The 14,655-nt window shown below is 58.9% G+C and carries 11 protein-coding genes; 8 read left to right on the forward strand and 3 right to left on the reverse strand.

Annotation, left to right across the window (positions count from 1 at the left end):
* Nucleotides 1–87: 87 nt before the first annotated feature.
* From ABEB25_RS21230 to ABEB25_RS21255, 6 genes are all read left to right on the forward strand, one after another.
* Entirely contained in the window at nt 88–3,129 is a 3,042-nt protein-coding gene (locus ABEB25_RS21230) for a putative Ig domain-containing protein (RefSeq protein WP_345738451.1), read from the forward strand.
* Nucleotides 3,130–3,171: 42 nt separating this feature from the next.
* Nucleotides 3,172–6,543 carry a protein kinase domain-containing protein gene (locus ABEB25_RS21235; protein WP_345738452.1) on the forward strand — a complete coding sequence of 1,124 codons (3,372 nt, stop codon included), beginning with the start codon at nt 3,172–3,174 and terminating at the stop codon, nt 6,541–6,543.
* Nucleotides 6,544–6,606: 63 nt separating this feature from the next.
* A complete protein-coding gene (locus tag ABEB25_RS21240) occupies nt 6,607–6,984 on the forward strand; it encodes a VOC family protein (protein ID WP_345738453.1) in 378 nt (125 codons plus the stop codon).
* Between the two features lie 50 nt (nt 6,985–7,034).
* On the forward strand, nt 7,035–7,313 hold the full coding sequence (locus tag ABEB25_RS21245; RefSeq protein ID WP_345738454.1) for a BrnT family toxin: 279 nt from the start codon (nt 7,035–7,037) through the stop codon (nt 7,311–7,313).
* Between the two features lie 2 nt (nt 7,314–7,315).
* A complete protein-coding gene (locus tag ABEB25_RS21250) occupies nt 7,316–7,642 on the forward strand; it encodes a CopG family antitoxin (protein WP_345738455.1) in 327 nt (108 codons plus the stop codon).
* A gap of 40 nt (nt 7,643–7,682) precedes the next feature.
* Nucleotides 7,683–8,117 carry a VanZ family protein gene (locus ABEB25_RS21255; RefSeq protein WP_345738456.1) on the forward strand — a complete coding sequence of 145 codons (435 nt, stop codon included), beginning with the start codon at nt 7,683–7,685 and terminating at the stop codon, nt 8,115–8,117.
* Here the strand turns inward: ABEB25_RS21255 and ABEB25_RS21260 are convergent.
* Complete coding sequence (locus ABEB25_RS21260) at nt 8,086–9,456, reverse strand: O-antigen ligase family protein (RefSeq protein WP_345738457.1); 1,371 nt, start codon at nt 9,454–9,456, stop codon at nt 8,086–8,088. The two genes, ABEB25_RS21255 and ABEB25_RS21260, sit on opposite strands and share 32 nt — an antisense overlap.
* A gap of 184 nt (nt 9,457–9,640) precedes the next feature.
* On the opposite strand from ABEB25_RS21260, the gene recA reads away from it, so the two are divergent.
* Nucleotides 9,641–10,738, forward strand: coding sequence for a recombinase RecA (gene recA / locus ABEB25_RS21265; RefSeq protein ID WP_345738458.1), 1,098 nt, complete (start codon nt 9,641–9,643; stop codon nt 10,736–10,738).
* Nucleotides 10,739–10,841: 103 nt separating this feature from the next.
* Here recA and ABEB25_RS21270 read toward each other — a convergent pair whose 3' ends face one another.
* Nucleotides 10,842–12,320 carry a sulfatase gene (locus ABEB25_RS21270; protein WP_345738459.1) on the reverse strand — a complete coding sequence of 493 codons (1,479 nt, stop codon included), beginning with the start codon at nt 12,318–12,320 and terminating at the stop codon, nt 10,842–10,844.
* A 97-nt stretch (nt 12,321–12,417) separates the two neighbouring features.
* Between ABEB25_RS21270 and ABEB25_RS21275 the strand changes: the two genes are divergently transcribed.
* The gene (locus tag ABEB25_RS21275) at nt 12,418–13,692 is read left to right on the forward strand and encodes a voltage-gated chloride channel family protein (RefSeq protein WP_345738460.1); all 1,275 of its coding nucleotides are present in this window, start codon (nt 12,418–12,420) and stop codon (nt 13,690–13,692) included.
* Here ABEB25_RS21275 and ABEB25_RS21280 read toward each other — a convergent pair.
* Nucleotides 13,689–14,582 carry a hypothetical protein gene (locus ABEB25_RS21280; RefSeq protein WP_345738461.1) on the reverse strand — a complete coding sequence of 298 codons (894 nt, stop codon included), beginning with the start codon at nt 14,580–14,582 and terminating at the stop codon, nt 13,689–13,691. The two genes, ABEB25_RS21275 and ABEB25_RS21280, sit on opposite strands and share 4 nt — an antisense overlap.
* Nucleotides 14,583–14,655 lie beyond the last annotated feature (73 nt).

A 14,655-nucleotide genomic window follows, 5' to 3' on the forward strand; every position in this document is an offset into this window, starting at 1 on the left:
GGTCTGACGGTCGGGGAAAAAAGAAACGATTTTTTCATCACCACCCAAGGCGGGTTGGTTTTTCCCTTCAGATACGCCTTATCCCAGATGAAATTACTCGCCCACCTGATTTTCACCTCTTTCCTGTTCCTGCCTCAATGGGGGATGGCAGCGCCTGAAGTTTCTTTTTATTCCTCTCATCAAATCGTGCGGAATAATTCCTCCACGGAGTTTTTTTTCGATGCCACGGGAACTGGTCAGGTAACTTGTCAATGGCAGAAGGACGGGGTGGACATTCCAGCGCCCGCAGGCACTCGCACGGTTCTGAGCCTAAGTACGGTGGATCTGGAGGATGCGGGACTTTATCGGGTAACGGTGACGGACAGCACTGGCAGTGTGACTTTAGATCCCAGGCGGTTGGCTGTGGTCGGTGAAGGAAATCCAGAGGCCATTACTGTTGACGAAGGCGGCAACATTGAACTGTTCTGTGAAGTCGCGGGTCCGGACCTGAGCTATGAATGGAGACTGGGTGAAACGTTGATCAAAAACAGCTCTCGTATCTCTGGTGCCACGACGGCGGCTCTGCGCATCTCGAAGGCCACTCTTGCCGATGCTGCAGATTTTGGTGCTTACCGCCTGACCGTGAAGATGCCTGGTGTGGGCGATGCGGTGTTGACGTACGATTATCAGTTGGTGGAGGTCGCCGTCATCACCCGACCCGTGGTGAGCACCAGCAACTTCTCCACTTACATGACTGGTCAGGCCGTAGATATTCAGCTCTCAGCCGCGCCGGAGACTATTCTGGGTTACCGAGCCAGTGGTCTCCCTGCTGGGCTTAGCATGAGTTCCTCTGGGAGGATCACCGGGCGGCCAACCAAACCTGGTAACTACAAGGTCCAGGTGACAGCCACGAATCGTCTTGGCACGGGTCCGGCCAAGGCCATTCCGTTGACCATCCTTTCCCTGAATGAAGATCTTGTGGGAATCTATCGTGGCGTTGTGGAGCTCGCGGCCAAATTCGGTGGACAGGTGGGGGGCTCTGGTCTGGGGGGCAGCGTGGTCCTGACGTTGAGTTCCACCGGCACGTATTCAGGCTATCTCTATTACCACGGCGTAAAGCTTTCCTTCAAAGGCTCCTTGGAGGTGGATGCCTCCGGTGAAGTGGCGAGCGGGACTGCACGCATGACTGCTAATAAGCTGAAACCCGGGGCCCTGGTTTTGCGGTTCCGGGTGGATCCTGCTGAGGATGACCTGACTGGCATCCTCAGCGATGAATCGCTGCCTAATTTTGAGACCACGGATCAGATCGGTCTTGGCGAAGGAGACACCAATGGCGACTTAGCGGCGGCACGATTTAAAGACCCAGGGGCCATCTTGATGAAGCCTGATGGCGAATGGGCCATTTTGGATCGCGGGAATTTTACCATCCGCGCGACTGGCAGCTTAAACAGCCTTCAATTCATTGACCGCATCGCTGGGCAATCTGGGACCTCCGGCTATCAGGATGGAGGCAGTGCCCTTTTTTCTGAAATGAATGACCTTGTGTTGAGTCCGAGCAATCAATTGATCATCGCCGACACCCTGAATCATTGCTTGCGGCGGACACCGAGTGCCATCGGAGGTAGCTTAGAGCCGACCACCTTTGCTGGTTCTGCGAGTGAAGCCATGACGACCAATGGAACCTTGGCTCAGGCTCGTTTCCGCGAGCCCCATGGTCTGGCCTACGGACCGAAAGGGGACCTTTACGTCACAGATCGTTTGGCCCATACGCTAAGGCGGATCACGACCGCCGGTCTCGTCAGCACCCTCGCTGGTGTGGATCTTCAATCCGGTGCCGTCGAAGGTAGTGGAGCGAAGGCACGCTTTAATCAACCGCGTGGCATCGTGGCAGACAAGGCGGGTAATCTTTACATCGCCGATACCGGGAACCACGCCATCCGCAAGGTGACCTCCACTGGGACGGTCAGTACCTATGCAGGTATCTTGGGCAATCCAGGTACGGAGGATGGGCCACTCAAACATAGCCGGTTCAGCGGACCTACGGAGATCTCTCTGGCGGCCGATGGCGCGTTGCTCGTCGTGGACAATGCTGGGGCCTGCATCCGCCGTATTTCAGTCACCGGATTGGTGACCACCATTTTCCCAGTCGCGCCTGGGGGCATCGCCCGTGGAGTATCTACGGCTGTGATCAGCCATGTCACACCGCAGGTCGATGGCTCACTGTGGATTTCGGACCTAACGAATGATGTGATTCAGGTGCTGACTCAGCCCGAGGCGTCTATGGATGGAGAGCCTTACCTCAGCGCGGAAATAGAGGGAGATCGTACACCCTGGTCCAGCAAGCAACCGGTGCCGACTTCCTACCTGGGCAATCACCACACCTTGATTTATGGGGGATTGGAACAGCCAGGCGGGATCCCTGATGGAGATGGCTGGCTGGTCACGACCGTAGGCAAAACGGGGTCGGTCATCTGGAAGGGCCGCTTGGCCGATGGCACGGCGGTGACAGGTGCTGGCGCACTGGAGCAAGCCCTCTTTTATGACATGCATACTCCGCTGTATAAAGGCACGGGTATGCTGCAAGGCCGCATCCGTATCACCGAAGACTCCAATCGGCCCATCACGGGTACTGTCAATTGGGGCAAACTGCCGCAGCCCTTGAGCCCCTTCACCCGCTCTTACGCCAATGGATTTCCGGCAATCTCGCGCGGCGTTAATGGAGGGAAATATGTGGCTCCAGTCTCCGGGACTCGACTCTTTGGCATCACTCAGGCTGAGCCAGCCAACGCCCAGATCACTGTCTCGACAGAACAAACGGAACCGTCCTTCACGCAACTTCTCGGTCTAACTGATAAGAATGTCATGGTCGTCCCCAAGGGGGCTGAAAATCCAAAGGCCTTCAAAATCAGCTTCAATGCAAAGACTGGCAGCCTGGTCGGCAGCTTCATTCTCACGGAAAATAATCCGATCAATGGGGGTAAACCGCAGACCCTTCAACGAGTCGGCACTTTCAGCGGTTTGTTCTTCTCCGATTCCAATCTCGCCACTGGACATGTTTTGCTTCCAGATGCGCCAGACGAGGACCAGCCTGATCCGAAGAAAACGGCGATTCGCTCCGTGCTCTTTGAGCTGGGATCTCGTCCAGACTAGCCAAAGTGCCAGACACCGTTTAGTCTGCCTGCCTCACGAGGCATGGCAGACACACATGATGAAGGTGACCCTCCAGTGCCGGCCTGGCTCATCGAGCTGGGCTGGCAGGAGCGATATCTGGTGCGTGAAATGGTCGCACGCGGGGGGATGGGACGTGTTTACGAAGCTTGGCACCGTGAGCTCGGTTTAAAGACGGCGCTGAAAATCATTGATCCCGGGTTGATGAATGACGAGCGTGCCCTGGCTCGCTTTGAAACGGAAGCTCTCACTCTGCGTCGTCTTCAAGAGCCGACACCGCACCCCAATCTTGCCCGTGTTCTAGATTTTAAAATCACACAGGGGGTGGGTTGTCTAGCGATGGCCTTCGTGCAGGGCCCTGATCTGAAGACCTGGTGCCAGCAGCAAACCTTGGATCTAAAAGCCCGGGCCCGCCTTCTACAGAAGGTGTCCCGCGCAGCGGGCTACATGCATAGCCATGGGGTGGTACATCGAGATTTAAAACCCTCCAATATTTTAGTTCATGAGCAGACCCAGGAGCCTGTGATTGTGGACTTTGGAATCGTCAAACCGGAGGGTGAATTGACGCTCACACTGACTCGTGAAGCCATTGGCACCGCACATTACATGGCGCCCGAGCAGCTCCGCACAGACCGCTGTGAAGTTGGTCCCCAGGCAGATGTCTATGCTTTAGGCGTGGTACTTTATGAATTGATTACAGACAGGCTACCTTACCCGGGAACCCTGGCGGAGGTCATGCGTTCTCATGCTTCTGAGGAGTTGCCGCACCGCCCTTCTTTTTATCAAAGAGACCTTCCTCGTGAACTGGAAGTCATTTGTCTGAAAGCACTGTCATTACGCCGCGCAGAACGCTACGCCAATGGCTCAGAATTGGCCGAGGACTTGGATCGCTGGTTGCGTGATACAGCCATCCGGGCTCGTCCGCTCTCCCCGTCCATCCATTGGCTGCGCCGCGCCAGTCACCACCCCGCATTGATCTTGGCATTGACCGCTTGTGTCGTTTTTGCGGCTGTGGGTCTTTGGCATGGGTGGGTGACCCATCACGAAGCCGCTTTAGCCGCAAAACGTCAGCAAATCAGCGAAACTCTAACTTCGATCGTGTGGTCTGTCCCAGCATTGGAAGCGGTCGCGCATCAAGTCAGCCAATTGCCTTCGCTAGAAGCGGAAGTCTATCTTCACAAACTACGTAATGCGGCCTTTCACCAAGTGGAGGAAGCCTTGGAGGAACCTCGCCTGCTTGATGAGCAGGTGCCTGCCCTTCAGTCCATTCTCGCCTGGTGTGCTGAGGGTGAGGCATCGCGTGCGCAGGCACTCAACCGCCTCTTAGCAGATCGGCAATCTCGCTGGGAGACACGGGTGGCGCTGACTCCTCCCTTCGTTGAAGTGCAGGAAGCGTTTTCGCTGGGGCAGGTCCGTGTCGAGGCGGATGCTCTCTATTCGGTGTCTCAGCCTGGGCGTGAGAATTTAGACCGCGTGTTTATAAAAGGGTCTGTCCCACGGCAATTGGAGGTGAAAGCCACTTTTCATCCACCTGCGACACTCAAGCGCTACGTGGGTTTCTGCCTGCGATCTTCTCATACCCGTCATTTCGTCCGCCTTTATGGTCGTGAGGCTGCCCAAAATCTTCCCCAAGCAACCCATGTGGCAGGGATGCAGCGCGCTGACTTTGCAGGGCTTCTTTGTCTCATGCGGGAGGAGACTCTGCTAGCGACCACGCCGGTCTTTCGTTCAAAACCTTTATCAGGCCCATTGCAGATCACTGCCCGGGTGGAGGGAAGTTTGCTGAGTGGAGAAATATCAGGAGGAGTGCGCGTGGAATATCGGGACCTCTACATGATCGCTGGTCCTTGTGATCTAGGCTTGGACTGGCCTTCACGCATTCGACTGACTGCACTCACTCTCCAAACTCGTGATTTGCCGCGCCAACCCACACCCCTTGAAAGCGGAGATGCCCTCGCTGTCCAAGGCCAGTGGCTAGAGGCTCAAGGGGCCTATGCGGCCCTTTTGGGAGATCCGCAGCACGGAGCTGAGGCTGCGTACAAAATTGGGGAATGCCAATCCGCCCAGGGACGAATGACAGAAGCGGCCGAGACCTGGGCGACCCTGCTCTCACGTCAGTTACGGCCCTGGAGTTCACTCGCCTGTTTTCGTCTTTGGCAGCATCAGGCTACCGCTGGTCATCTAGATGCCGCTGCCCCTTATTTGCAGCACCTCATGTCGGCTGGGCCAGAGACCCTTGCCATGCTGCGGGATCTCCGGGCAGAGCAGAAACAGCGCATCGCCAACGCCTATCGGCGTCAGTCTTCTAGCTTGCGCATCATGCAGCGGAATCCCGAGGTGGAAATGGCCATTCAGGCCCATCATTTGTTAGGCTATTTGCCAGTGGAGGTGGCGATGAACTTTGGCTTCGCGCGTCATTTCAATGGAACGGATGAAACGGCGCGTATGCTTTTCCAACAGGCCTTGAAAGGCGTGAGTATCGTTCCTTTGAGCCGGGCTGATCGGCATCAGATGCTGCTTTGTCTAGACATGGCCTGCTGGCTGGATCACCCGGAGAAAACAGCGTGGATAGGAAACCTCATCCAGCGCTGGAATAATAGTCTCGCCGAAGAAGAACCCGAGCGTGGTTTTCTCCAGTTGGAACTGGCGCGTGGGCATGCCCGCCAAGGCAGGGTTCTGGAAGCCCTCGAGATCACCCGAAAATGGCGCGCAGCCCCTCTGAGCCCTCCTCGCCTAAAGATCGCTGCCTGTCTCCTAGAGGCAGCACTGGTCATGGAGAATCCCACCGCTTTTTCAGCTCGGCTGGAAGAGGCCCTTTCAGTCTTAAACCTCCGCCGTCATGCTGCCCCGACGACCCTCATTGTAGATGGGGCGATGTTAGGCTGTGCAGCGCGGGCATGGACGCCCGAGCTGATGGCTGACATCCTTGCTCGTCTACTGACAGGCCCAGAGGAGTCGATGGCCGCAGGTCATGGTCCCGGTCTGCTCGCCCGTGCTTTTTTGCAGGATCGGGCTCTTGTCACCTCCCTGAATCAGTTGATTCAAGGCTCCGAAGGAAAAGCTCTCTTCAGAGATTATTGCCTGCGGAGTCGCCCACTCCGGGAACTGGCGGAGGAGGCTTTCCACCGCATTCTCGATGGCTATTTGCAGGTCATCTTGCAGGCTCCACCCTCAGAGATACAGCGGGACCAGATTCATGACTGTGTGAGTTGTATTGTGCAGGGATTTCGGGGCGGAAAATTCACCGAAACAGACCTTTTGAGTTTGATCACGGGACTGCGTTCTGTGGAAGCTCGGCAAGCTCTCGTCCAAGATGCAGGGAAACAGTGGGGCCCAAAGCTGCAAACGGCACTTCGCACCCTTTTTCAAAACTCTCCAAAAGCTGCTGTTCAGTAATCCGGGACATGGTCAGTTGCGAGGTGGTGCGGCCTGTGGCATAGGGCAATCCACAGCTTTTTTATGGTCACCAAACTCCTTCACACCCGCTATCGCGTGAACGATCTGAGCAAAACGGTCTCGTTTTACAAAGACGTGCTCGGCCTGGAAGAGATCAAACGGCACAAGTCCCCGCGTGGTTCGGAACTGGTCTTCCTGAAGACCCCGAACAGCGATGAGCTCATCGAAATTTGCTCCTTTCCCGCCAGCGGCCCCGTCACCCTTGGGCCGGATGTCACCCACCTGGCCTTTGAGGTGGAAGATTTGGAGGCCTTTGCCAAACACGCGGAGGAAAAAGGCTATCCCCTTTCAGATGGGCCTACGGAAAGCTCCAGCGGCACGTTTGCATTCATAGATGCCCCGGAGGGCTATGAAATAGAACTGATCCAATATCGGAAATAGGAGCGAAAGTGGATGCTCTCATGGCGTTGATGCTCAATAGATAACAAATTATGGACTTCGACTGGCTTGGCGTTGCTTTTGACCTCACGAAACTGCCTCCCAAGGATATTGAGGAGTCATTTGAGGATCCTTTTTCGCTGAAGCTGCTGCCCGATGACAATGGCGACGGCACCAGCGCCCGTTATTATAATCTCGGCAAAGCCCTGAGCGGCCGGGCCGTGTTTGGAGTTTTCTGGACAGACGGCAAGCGTTACCGGGTCATTTATGCCCGTGACATGACGCATACCGAGGCGGACTTTTTCGAGCGCAAAAAAGCTGAGGACATGTAACCATGGAAGCACCACGACGCAAAGTTGAGACCACGCAGATCCCCCGGTTCAGTGATGAACTGCCGGCCATCCATGCGTGGAAGGAGGTGCCGGCCTTTGACACGGCCGAGGCCGAGGGCCAGTTCTGGGCGGCGCATCAGGTGGATCCCCGCCTCATGCAGATGTCCATTCACCGGTCGGACGTACGCGAATCCACCACCATCACCCTGCGGTTTGATCCGCGCATGCTCAGCCGCATCAAGCGCATCGCCCGCCGCCGCTACCTGAACTATCAGAGCATGATCAAGCAGTGGCTCAGCGAACGGATGGAGCAGGAAATGCGCGAGTAGTTCGGGGTTGAGCCAAGCGGCAGATGGGCTATGGCAGCCCATGGTCGCTGCCCTTTCCTCCTTGCTTGTCCGCCTCACCTCCCAGCGCTGGCTTTGGTGGCTGGGGGGGGGCATTTGGGGCGTGGTCCTGTTCACGCTTTCTTCGCGGAGCAGGCTGCCCACCGGGCCGGAGATTCCGTTTCAGGACAAGATCGTCCACTTCCTCTACTTCAGCGGTGGTGGTTTCTGCTTTGCGCTGGCTTTGTTTCTTCCGCAGGTGCCTTTGCGGGGCCGCTGGGTCTGGCTGGCAGCCGGGGCTGCCTTTGGCGCTGTCATCGGCGCGGTGGATGAGTATCACCAGACCTTCACTCCGGGGCGCAGCGGCAATGACCTGGGCGACTGGCTGGCCGATTTCACCGGAGCCAGCACCGGGGCACTGGTAGCGTGGGTCTTCCTGGCCTGGATCAGGCGGCAGAACGGGAAGTCACCTGCATGAATCTCGCAGAAGCGATCACCAGCGGTGTCCAAAACAGCAACGGCTCATAGCGGGCGACGCTGATCAGCGCCCAGACGCTGTCACCGTCGAAAAGCAGGCCAGTGAGACCAAAGCCGCTCAGCATCAGCCAGGCAGGCTCTCCGTTCCGGGCCAGGAAATACGCTCTTTTAAGGCCCCAGGTGGCCAGCGCCAGCAGGCCGAGAATGCCCGGCAGCCCGCCATGAACGAAGGTGTCCCAAAAGACGCCGTGCAGATGCTCAGGATACCAGTGCAGGGAGCAGGACCAGCAGTCATCATCTGCCCACATACCCTTGCCCAGCAACCAGTCCTGCCAGGTGGTCATGCAGCCGATCGCAGCGGCGTAAATCAGAAAACGTCCGTTGTCAGACCGCGCCATCGCCTTCTGCATGGGATTGGAGGAAACCACACTGTCGCCCAATTCCAGCGAGGCGGCCGATTCATTGGCGATCCCACGGCGTTTCAGGGCATCCTTGGCGGCTAGGTCGGCGATCAGGGGGGCGGAGATTTGGAACAGGGCCAGGATACCAGCCAGGACAGCCACGGGCCGCCACCCGCGCCTCCAACCGATGACAACAAACAGCATGAGATGCGCTGCCAGAAGGGCAAAGAGGGCACCGCGGCTCAGCGTCAGCACCGTGGCGGCATCCAGCAGCACCAGGGCCAGCAGCCAGCGGCGGCGGTTGCGCGTTCCAGTGGCGGCCATCCAGCCACTGGCGGCCCAGCAGGCGGCGAAACCAAAGGTGAGGCCGGAATTGACCGAGTTCCACCCGCCATAGACAAACCAATTGCGCAGCCGTGCGCCAAAGACGGCCTCGGGATGCACGGTGTAAAACACCCCCAGACTCACACAGGCGGCCACGGCGGCCATGGCCACCAGCGGCTTGCCCAGTGCCATCACGGCATCCGCACGTTTGGCGGCCTGCCACAGCGTCAGCAGAAAGCCCAAGAGCAAAAGGCTGTTGCCCCAGCCCAGCCATAGGGTGGAAAGTGCGGCCCCGGGAGAATCAAAGATGGAACTGCGCAGCAGCAGCAGAGACCAAAGCGCGGCGACTCCCTGCATCCAGCGGTCCCGTTTCAGGGCTTCGGCCAAGTCTGCATGCCCGCCTGCCAGCATCCACAGCACTGCCAGGACCAGTCCCCAGGTGAGCTGTAGCCACTGGTTGTACATGACAAAGTAGCCGCCCAAAAAGCCCGCCATGTTTGCCAGCAGCAGGGACTGCCGCCAGGAAAAAGCCTGATCACCGGCCATCACCTCGGTCGGGTCATTGAGCCGCCAAGTCGTAGCGCCGACGGCGGATAGTGGCGGGCGTTCAGGCATCAGAAGGGAAACTGATCTTAAGCGCACTTTGGTGTTTCGCCAAGGTGTTCCTGCATGGGTGCGTCTGCGCGCTTGCTTCCGTAGCGCCTCCTGCTTTAAATCCGGGCATTCCCGTAAAAGTGCTTTACGAGAGAACAATTATGCTTCAAGTGTTCGCCCGAACATTTAATCACGACCTACCACCATGGCCAAGTCCCCAGCAAAAGAATCCTCTGCCGAGCCCAACGCCAACAAGATTGCCGAGGCCCGGTCCCGCAATCTGGACATCGCCATCCAGCAGATCCAGAAAGACTTTGGCGAGGGGTCCATCCTGCGCATGGCAGGCAATGAAAAGGTGGATGTGGCCGTCATTCCTACGGGGAACGTCTTGATTGACCAGGCCCTTGGCGTCGGCGGTTTCGCCCGCGGCCGTGTGGTGGAAGTTTACGGCCCGGAATCCTCGGGTAAGACCACACTCACGCTCACCGTCATTGCCCAGGCCCAGAAGACCGGGGGTCTAGCCGCTTTCATTGACGTCGAGCACGCACTCGATCCCAACTATGCGCGCCGTCTGGGTGTGAAGATGGATGAACTGCTCGTCTCCCAGCCTAGTTCGGGTGAAGAAGCCCTGCGCATTTGCGAAACGCTCGTCCGTTCCAATGCCCTCGACGTCATCGTCATCGACTCCGTGGCCGCCCTCGTCACCCGCCAGGAACTGGAAGGCGACATTGGCGACTCCACCGTCGGTGCCCAGGCCCGTCTCATGAGCGCCGCGCTGAGAAAGCTCACCGCCATCATCTCCAAGGCCCGCACCTGCGTCATCTTCACGAACCAGATCCGTGAAAAGATCGGCGTCATGTTCGGCAACCCAGAAACCACCCCTGGCGGCAAGGCCCTGAAATTCTACTCCAGCGTCCGTGTGGACATCCGCCGCATCGGCGCAATCAAGAGCAGCGACGGTACCGTCACCGGTAACCGCACGAAGCTGAAGGTCGTCAAAAACAAGCTCGCCCCTCCTTACACCGAGGCTGAGTTCGACATCATGTACAACGAGGGCATCTCCAATGTCGGGTCCATGCTGGATCTGGCCATGGAAAACGACATCCTGCAGAAGCGCGGTTCCTGGATCAGCTACAAAGGCACCCAGCTCGCCCAGGGCCGTGATGCCGCCAAGGAAGCCCTGAAGGCGGATGCAGCTCTTTACACAGAGATCGAAACCGCCGTGAAGGCGAAGCTGGCTGAAAAAGGCGTCTCTACCGGTGGTGGTGGCAGCCCGGCGAGTGCCGCACCCGCAGCCGAATAGTCTGAAAGCCCCTCACCTTGGCGCTTACCCCCGCACTCCGGGAAGGTTTGCCTCAAGGTGAGTGAAGGTGGTCGGCTCCCCCTTGGGGGCAGGCCGCGTGGCCTTACTTTTTCTTATTCTTTGACTTGGCCGCAGCCCCGGGCAGTCGTCCGCTGGGCTGGCTGGCATCATAACCGGGGTTCGGTGTGGGCATGAGGGCACCGACGTCTTTGCGCCAAGCCTCCAGTTTGGCTGCCAGGGCGGTGACTTGATCAGGGTTTGAGGTGGCCAAGTCCTTCTGCTCGCCCAGATCTTCGCGCAGGTTGAAGAGCTCCCGCCTGCCGTCCTCGTACCATTCGATGAGTTTCCAGTCGCCCATGCGAATGGCCGCGCCTGGGGCTCCCCCTTGGTTGCCGTAATGAGGGTAGTGCCAGTAGAGGGCGCGCTCTGGCAGGCTACCACCTTTGAGGAGGGGAAGCAGGCTCACGCCATCCACCTGCGCGGCGGTTTTTCCCTGGGCCACCTCCAGGGCGGTGGCAAAGTAGTCTGGACTGCACACGGGGGTCTCGATGACGGTGCCTGCTTTCAGCACAGCGGGCCAGCGGATGACGAGGGGCTCGCGGATGCCGCCTTCATACATCCAGCCTTTGCCGCCGCGCAGGGGCAGGTTGGAGGTGGGGGAACCTTCACTGGTGGAGAGGCCGCCATTGTCTGAGGTGAAGATGACCAGCGTGTTTTCAGCGAGGCCCAGTTCGTCCAGCTTGGCCAGCACCTTGCCGACGGCCAGATCCATCGCCTCCACCATGCCTGCATACACGGCATGTTCCTGGACGAGACGCACCTCCCGGCTGTCTTCTCGGCCCCACTGGGCTTCCAGTCCCAGGCGGTGGCGTTTTTCCTGATACTTTTTCTCCAGGTCTGGCCGCGACTGGAGCGGTGTGTGGACGGAGTAAAAGGAGAAGAAGGCAAAGAAGGGCTTGTCCCGGTTGGCCTCCATGAATTTGCCGGTTTCCGTGGCGAGGCGGTCTGGCAGGTGTTCGCCGGGCGGGCCATCGGGGAGGCGTGGGTTGTCATAGGGCACGAAGTATTTGCCGCGTCCGTAAGGGCCGCCCTTGTCCACGCCGCCCAGGTTGTGATCGTAACCCTGGTTTTCCGGCCACCAGCCTTCAGGGCCCAGGTGCCATTTGCCGGCAAAAAAGGTGGCATAGCCAGCGGACTTCAGCATCTCGGCCATCGTTACTTCCTCGTGCGCCAGCCGATCACTGTAGGGGGCGGGCAGCAGCTTGGTATTGCGCTTCCACAGCTCCGGTTTTAGGGCCGCGCCGATGTAGTCGGTCACGCCCGTGCGCTGGGGCCAGCGTCCGGTTTGCACCGCCGCGCGTGTGGGGGAGCACACCGGGCAGGCGGCATACGCATCGGTGAAGCGGGCACCTTCTTTGGCCAGCCGATCCACGTGGGGAGTTTCGTAAAAGGTGCTGCCATAACAGCCGATGTCCTGACGGCCCAGATCATCCACCAAGAAAAAGACGATGTTGGGGCGGGTCTCGGCTCCGGCGGCCAGAGCGACCGCCATCAGGGACCAGGAGAAGAGGAAGGCTTTCATAGGCAGGAAGCATCACAACGAAGGCCGCGGCGGCATCTCACAGCAAACATCCACGCTGGACGCCTGGGCCGGGCCGGGGAAAAGTGCGGTTTCCGTGATGAAGCGCCTCTTGTCCTCCCATTTCAGCGATCTGGCCCTGCTGCTGCGCTGGACGCTGCTGGCGTTGCCTGTGGGCCTGGTGGGTGGCTCTGCCAGCGCCCTGTTTCTTTGGTCGCTGGACTGGACGACTCGGACGCATGCAACGCACCCGGAACTGCTCTGGGGACTGCCGGTCGGGGGCGTTCTGGTGGGTTGGCTTTACCATCGTTTTGGGAAAGGCGCCGAACGTGGAAACAATCTGCTCATTGATGAAATCCATCAGCCTGGTGGCGGGGTTCCCGCCCGAATGGCTCCACTCGTTTTGCTAGGCACGTTGGTGACGCATTTGTTCGGTGGCTCTGCGGGCCGAGAAGGAACGGCGGTGCAGATGGGCGGCAGTTTGGCGGGTCTGCTGGCGCGGTGGTTTCGTGTGGATTCACCAAACCGGCGGCTGATGCTCATGTGCGGCATCGCGGCGGGCTTTGGCGCAGTCTTCGGCACGCCGTTGACCGGGGCCATTTTTGCCATGGAAGTGCTGATCATCGGCCGGGTGAATTATGAGGCCCTCATCCCGGTGCTGGTGGCCAGCATCGTGGGAGATGCCACTTGCACCGCCTGGGGCATTCATCACACGCTGTATCACCTGGAGGTGGCCCCGGAGGCCGGTTTGCGCGCTTCTTTGGACGGAGTGCTGCTGTTGAAGGCAGGGCTGGCGGCGGTGGCCTTTGGCCTCATGGCCCGTTTTTTTGCCGGGTTCACTCATGCCATCCAGCGTGGGCTGGCCCGTCTGGTCAGTTACCCGCCGCTGCGGCCTGCCGTGGGCGGGCTGGTGGTCATCGCGCTGGTGTTCCTTTTGGGGACGCGGGATTATTTGGGATTGGGGGTCGAGGCCACCCGTGAAGGCGGGGTGAGTATCGTGTCCTCGTTCGAGTCAGGGGGCGTTACGCCCTGGAGCTGGCTATGGAAGACGCTGTTGACCTCGGTGACGTTGGGCAGTGGATTCAAGGGCGGGGAGGTGACGCCCTTGTTCTTCATCGGCTCCACTCTGGGCCATGTGCTAGGGCTTCTGTTGCAAGAGCCCGTCGCGCTATTTGCCGCATTGGGTTTCATCGCCGTGTTTGCCGGGGCGGCCAATACGCCGCTGGCTTGCACGATCATGGGCATCGAATTGTTCGGTGCCCACTACTCGGTTTACTTCGGCGTGGCCTGCTTTGTGGCTTACTTCGTCAGCGGCCCGTCGGGCATTTATGCGGCGCAGAGAACCGGAGTGCCCAAACGGCAGCCGGAGAATTAGCGGATCCGCTGATCCGAGTTTCCGCTCTGCTTGAAGTAGGCATCGCGGGCCTTGCGCAGCTCTTCCAGCCGGGAGGCCACATCGGCCTTGCGCTGTGTTTGCTGCTGCACCTGCGCTTTGACGAAATGATTGTTATTCCCGAGCGTGCGCCAGGGGCCCACGGGGACTTCGTGGACGTCCACAAAGCGCCAATCGCATTTTCCATTGCTGTTCATGCCCAGGTAGTCACGCACGGCCGGGCTGACATCGATGCCCGCGCCACGGTTGCTGGTGTTCTTGGGCTTGGCATTGCCAAAGACATACTCGTGATCGTCCGTGACGAAGGGGCCGCAGTCTTCCCACTGGGCGTAGCACACGCGGTTGCCATAACGGATCGCCACCCAGGTGCCACGGAGGACGGTCTTGCCGGACTTGGTGAAGCGCTGCTTGAACCACGGGATCACGCGGGAGGCTTCCGGCTTGTGCGTGGAGTAGTCCAGACAGTCGTTATAAGGCAGCGCAATGTAGAAAGGGTTCAGGCCCGGGGTGAAATTCAGCGGGCAGAAGTTGTTGCCGCGTTTGAGGGGATCTGGATCATCGTAGCCGCCGAAGTTTTTTTCCCATTCCGTGTCCCAGGAGCTCTTGTTATTCGGCGTCGGGTTGTTTTCCGTGGGCTGTTCACCGACCCAAAAGACGGTGGCCATGATGTCGGTCTTCCACGGGTACTTGGAGTAGCTCAGGCGCGGCATGGTGGGTGAGTTCACCCGTGGCACGGCGATGGAGGACGGCGGGTTGGCCACGGCGCTGCCGGTGGCACTGACTTTAGGCAATGACTGGCCCATAGCCGGTATGGCTGCTGAAGCTAACAGCAGCAGAAAGATGAAAGAGCGTCGTGGGGGGGCGGCGGTCATGCTTTCTTCAAAAGGACGGGTGACAAGTCTAACCGACAATCCCTGGCTAAGGCAATCTTAAAAGACACTGTTC

It is taken from the genome of Prosthecobacter algae (genome assembly GCF_039542385.1).
Taxonomy (GTDB): Bacteria; Verrucomicrobiota; Verrucomicrobiia; order Verrucomicrobiales; family Verrucomicrobiaceae; genus Prosthecobacter; species Prosthecobacter algae.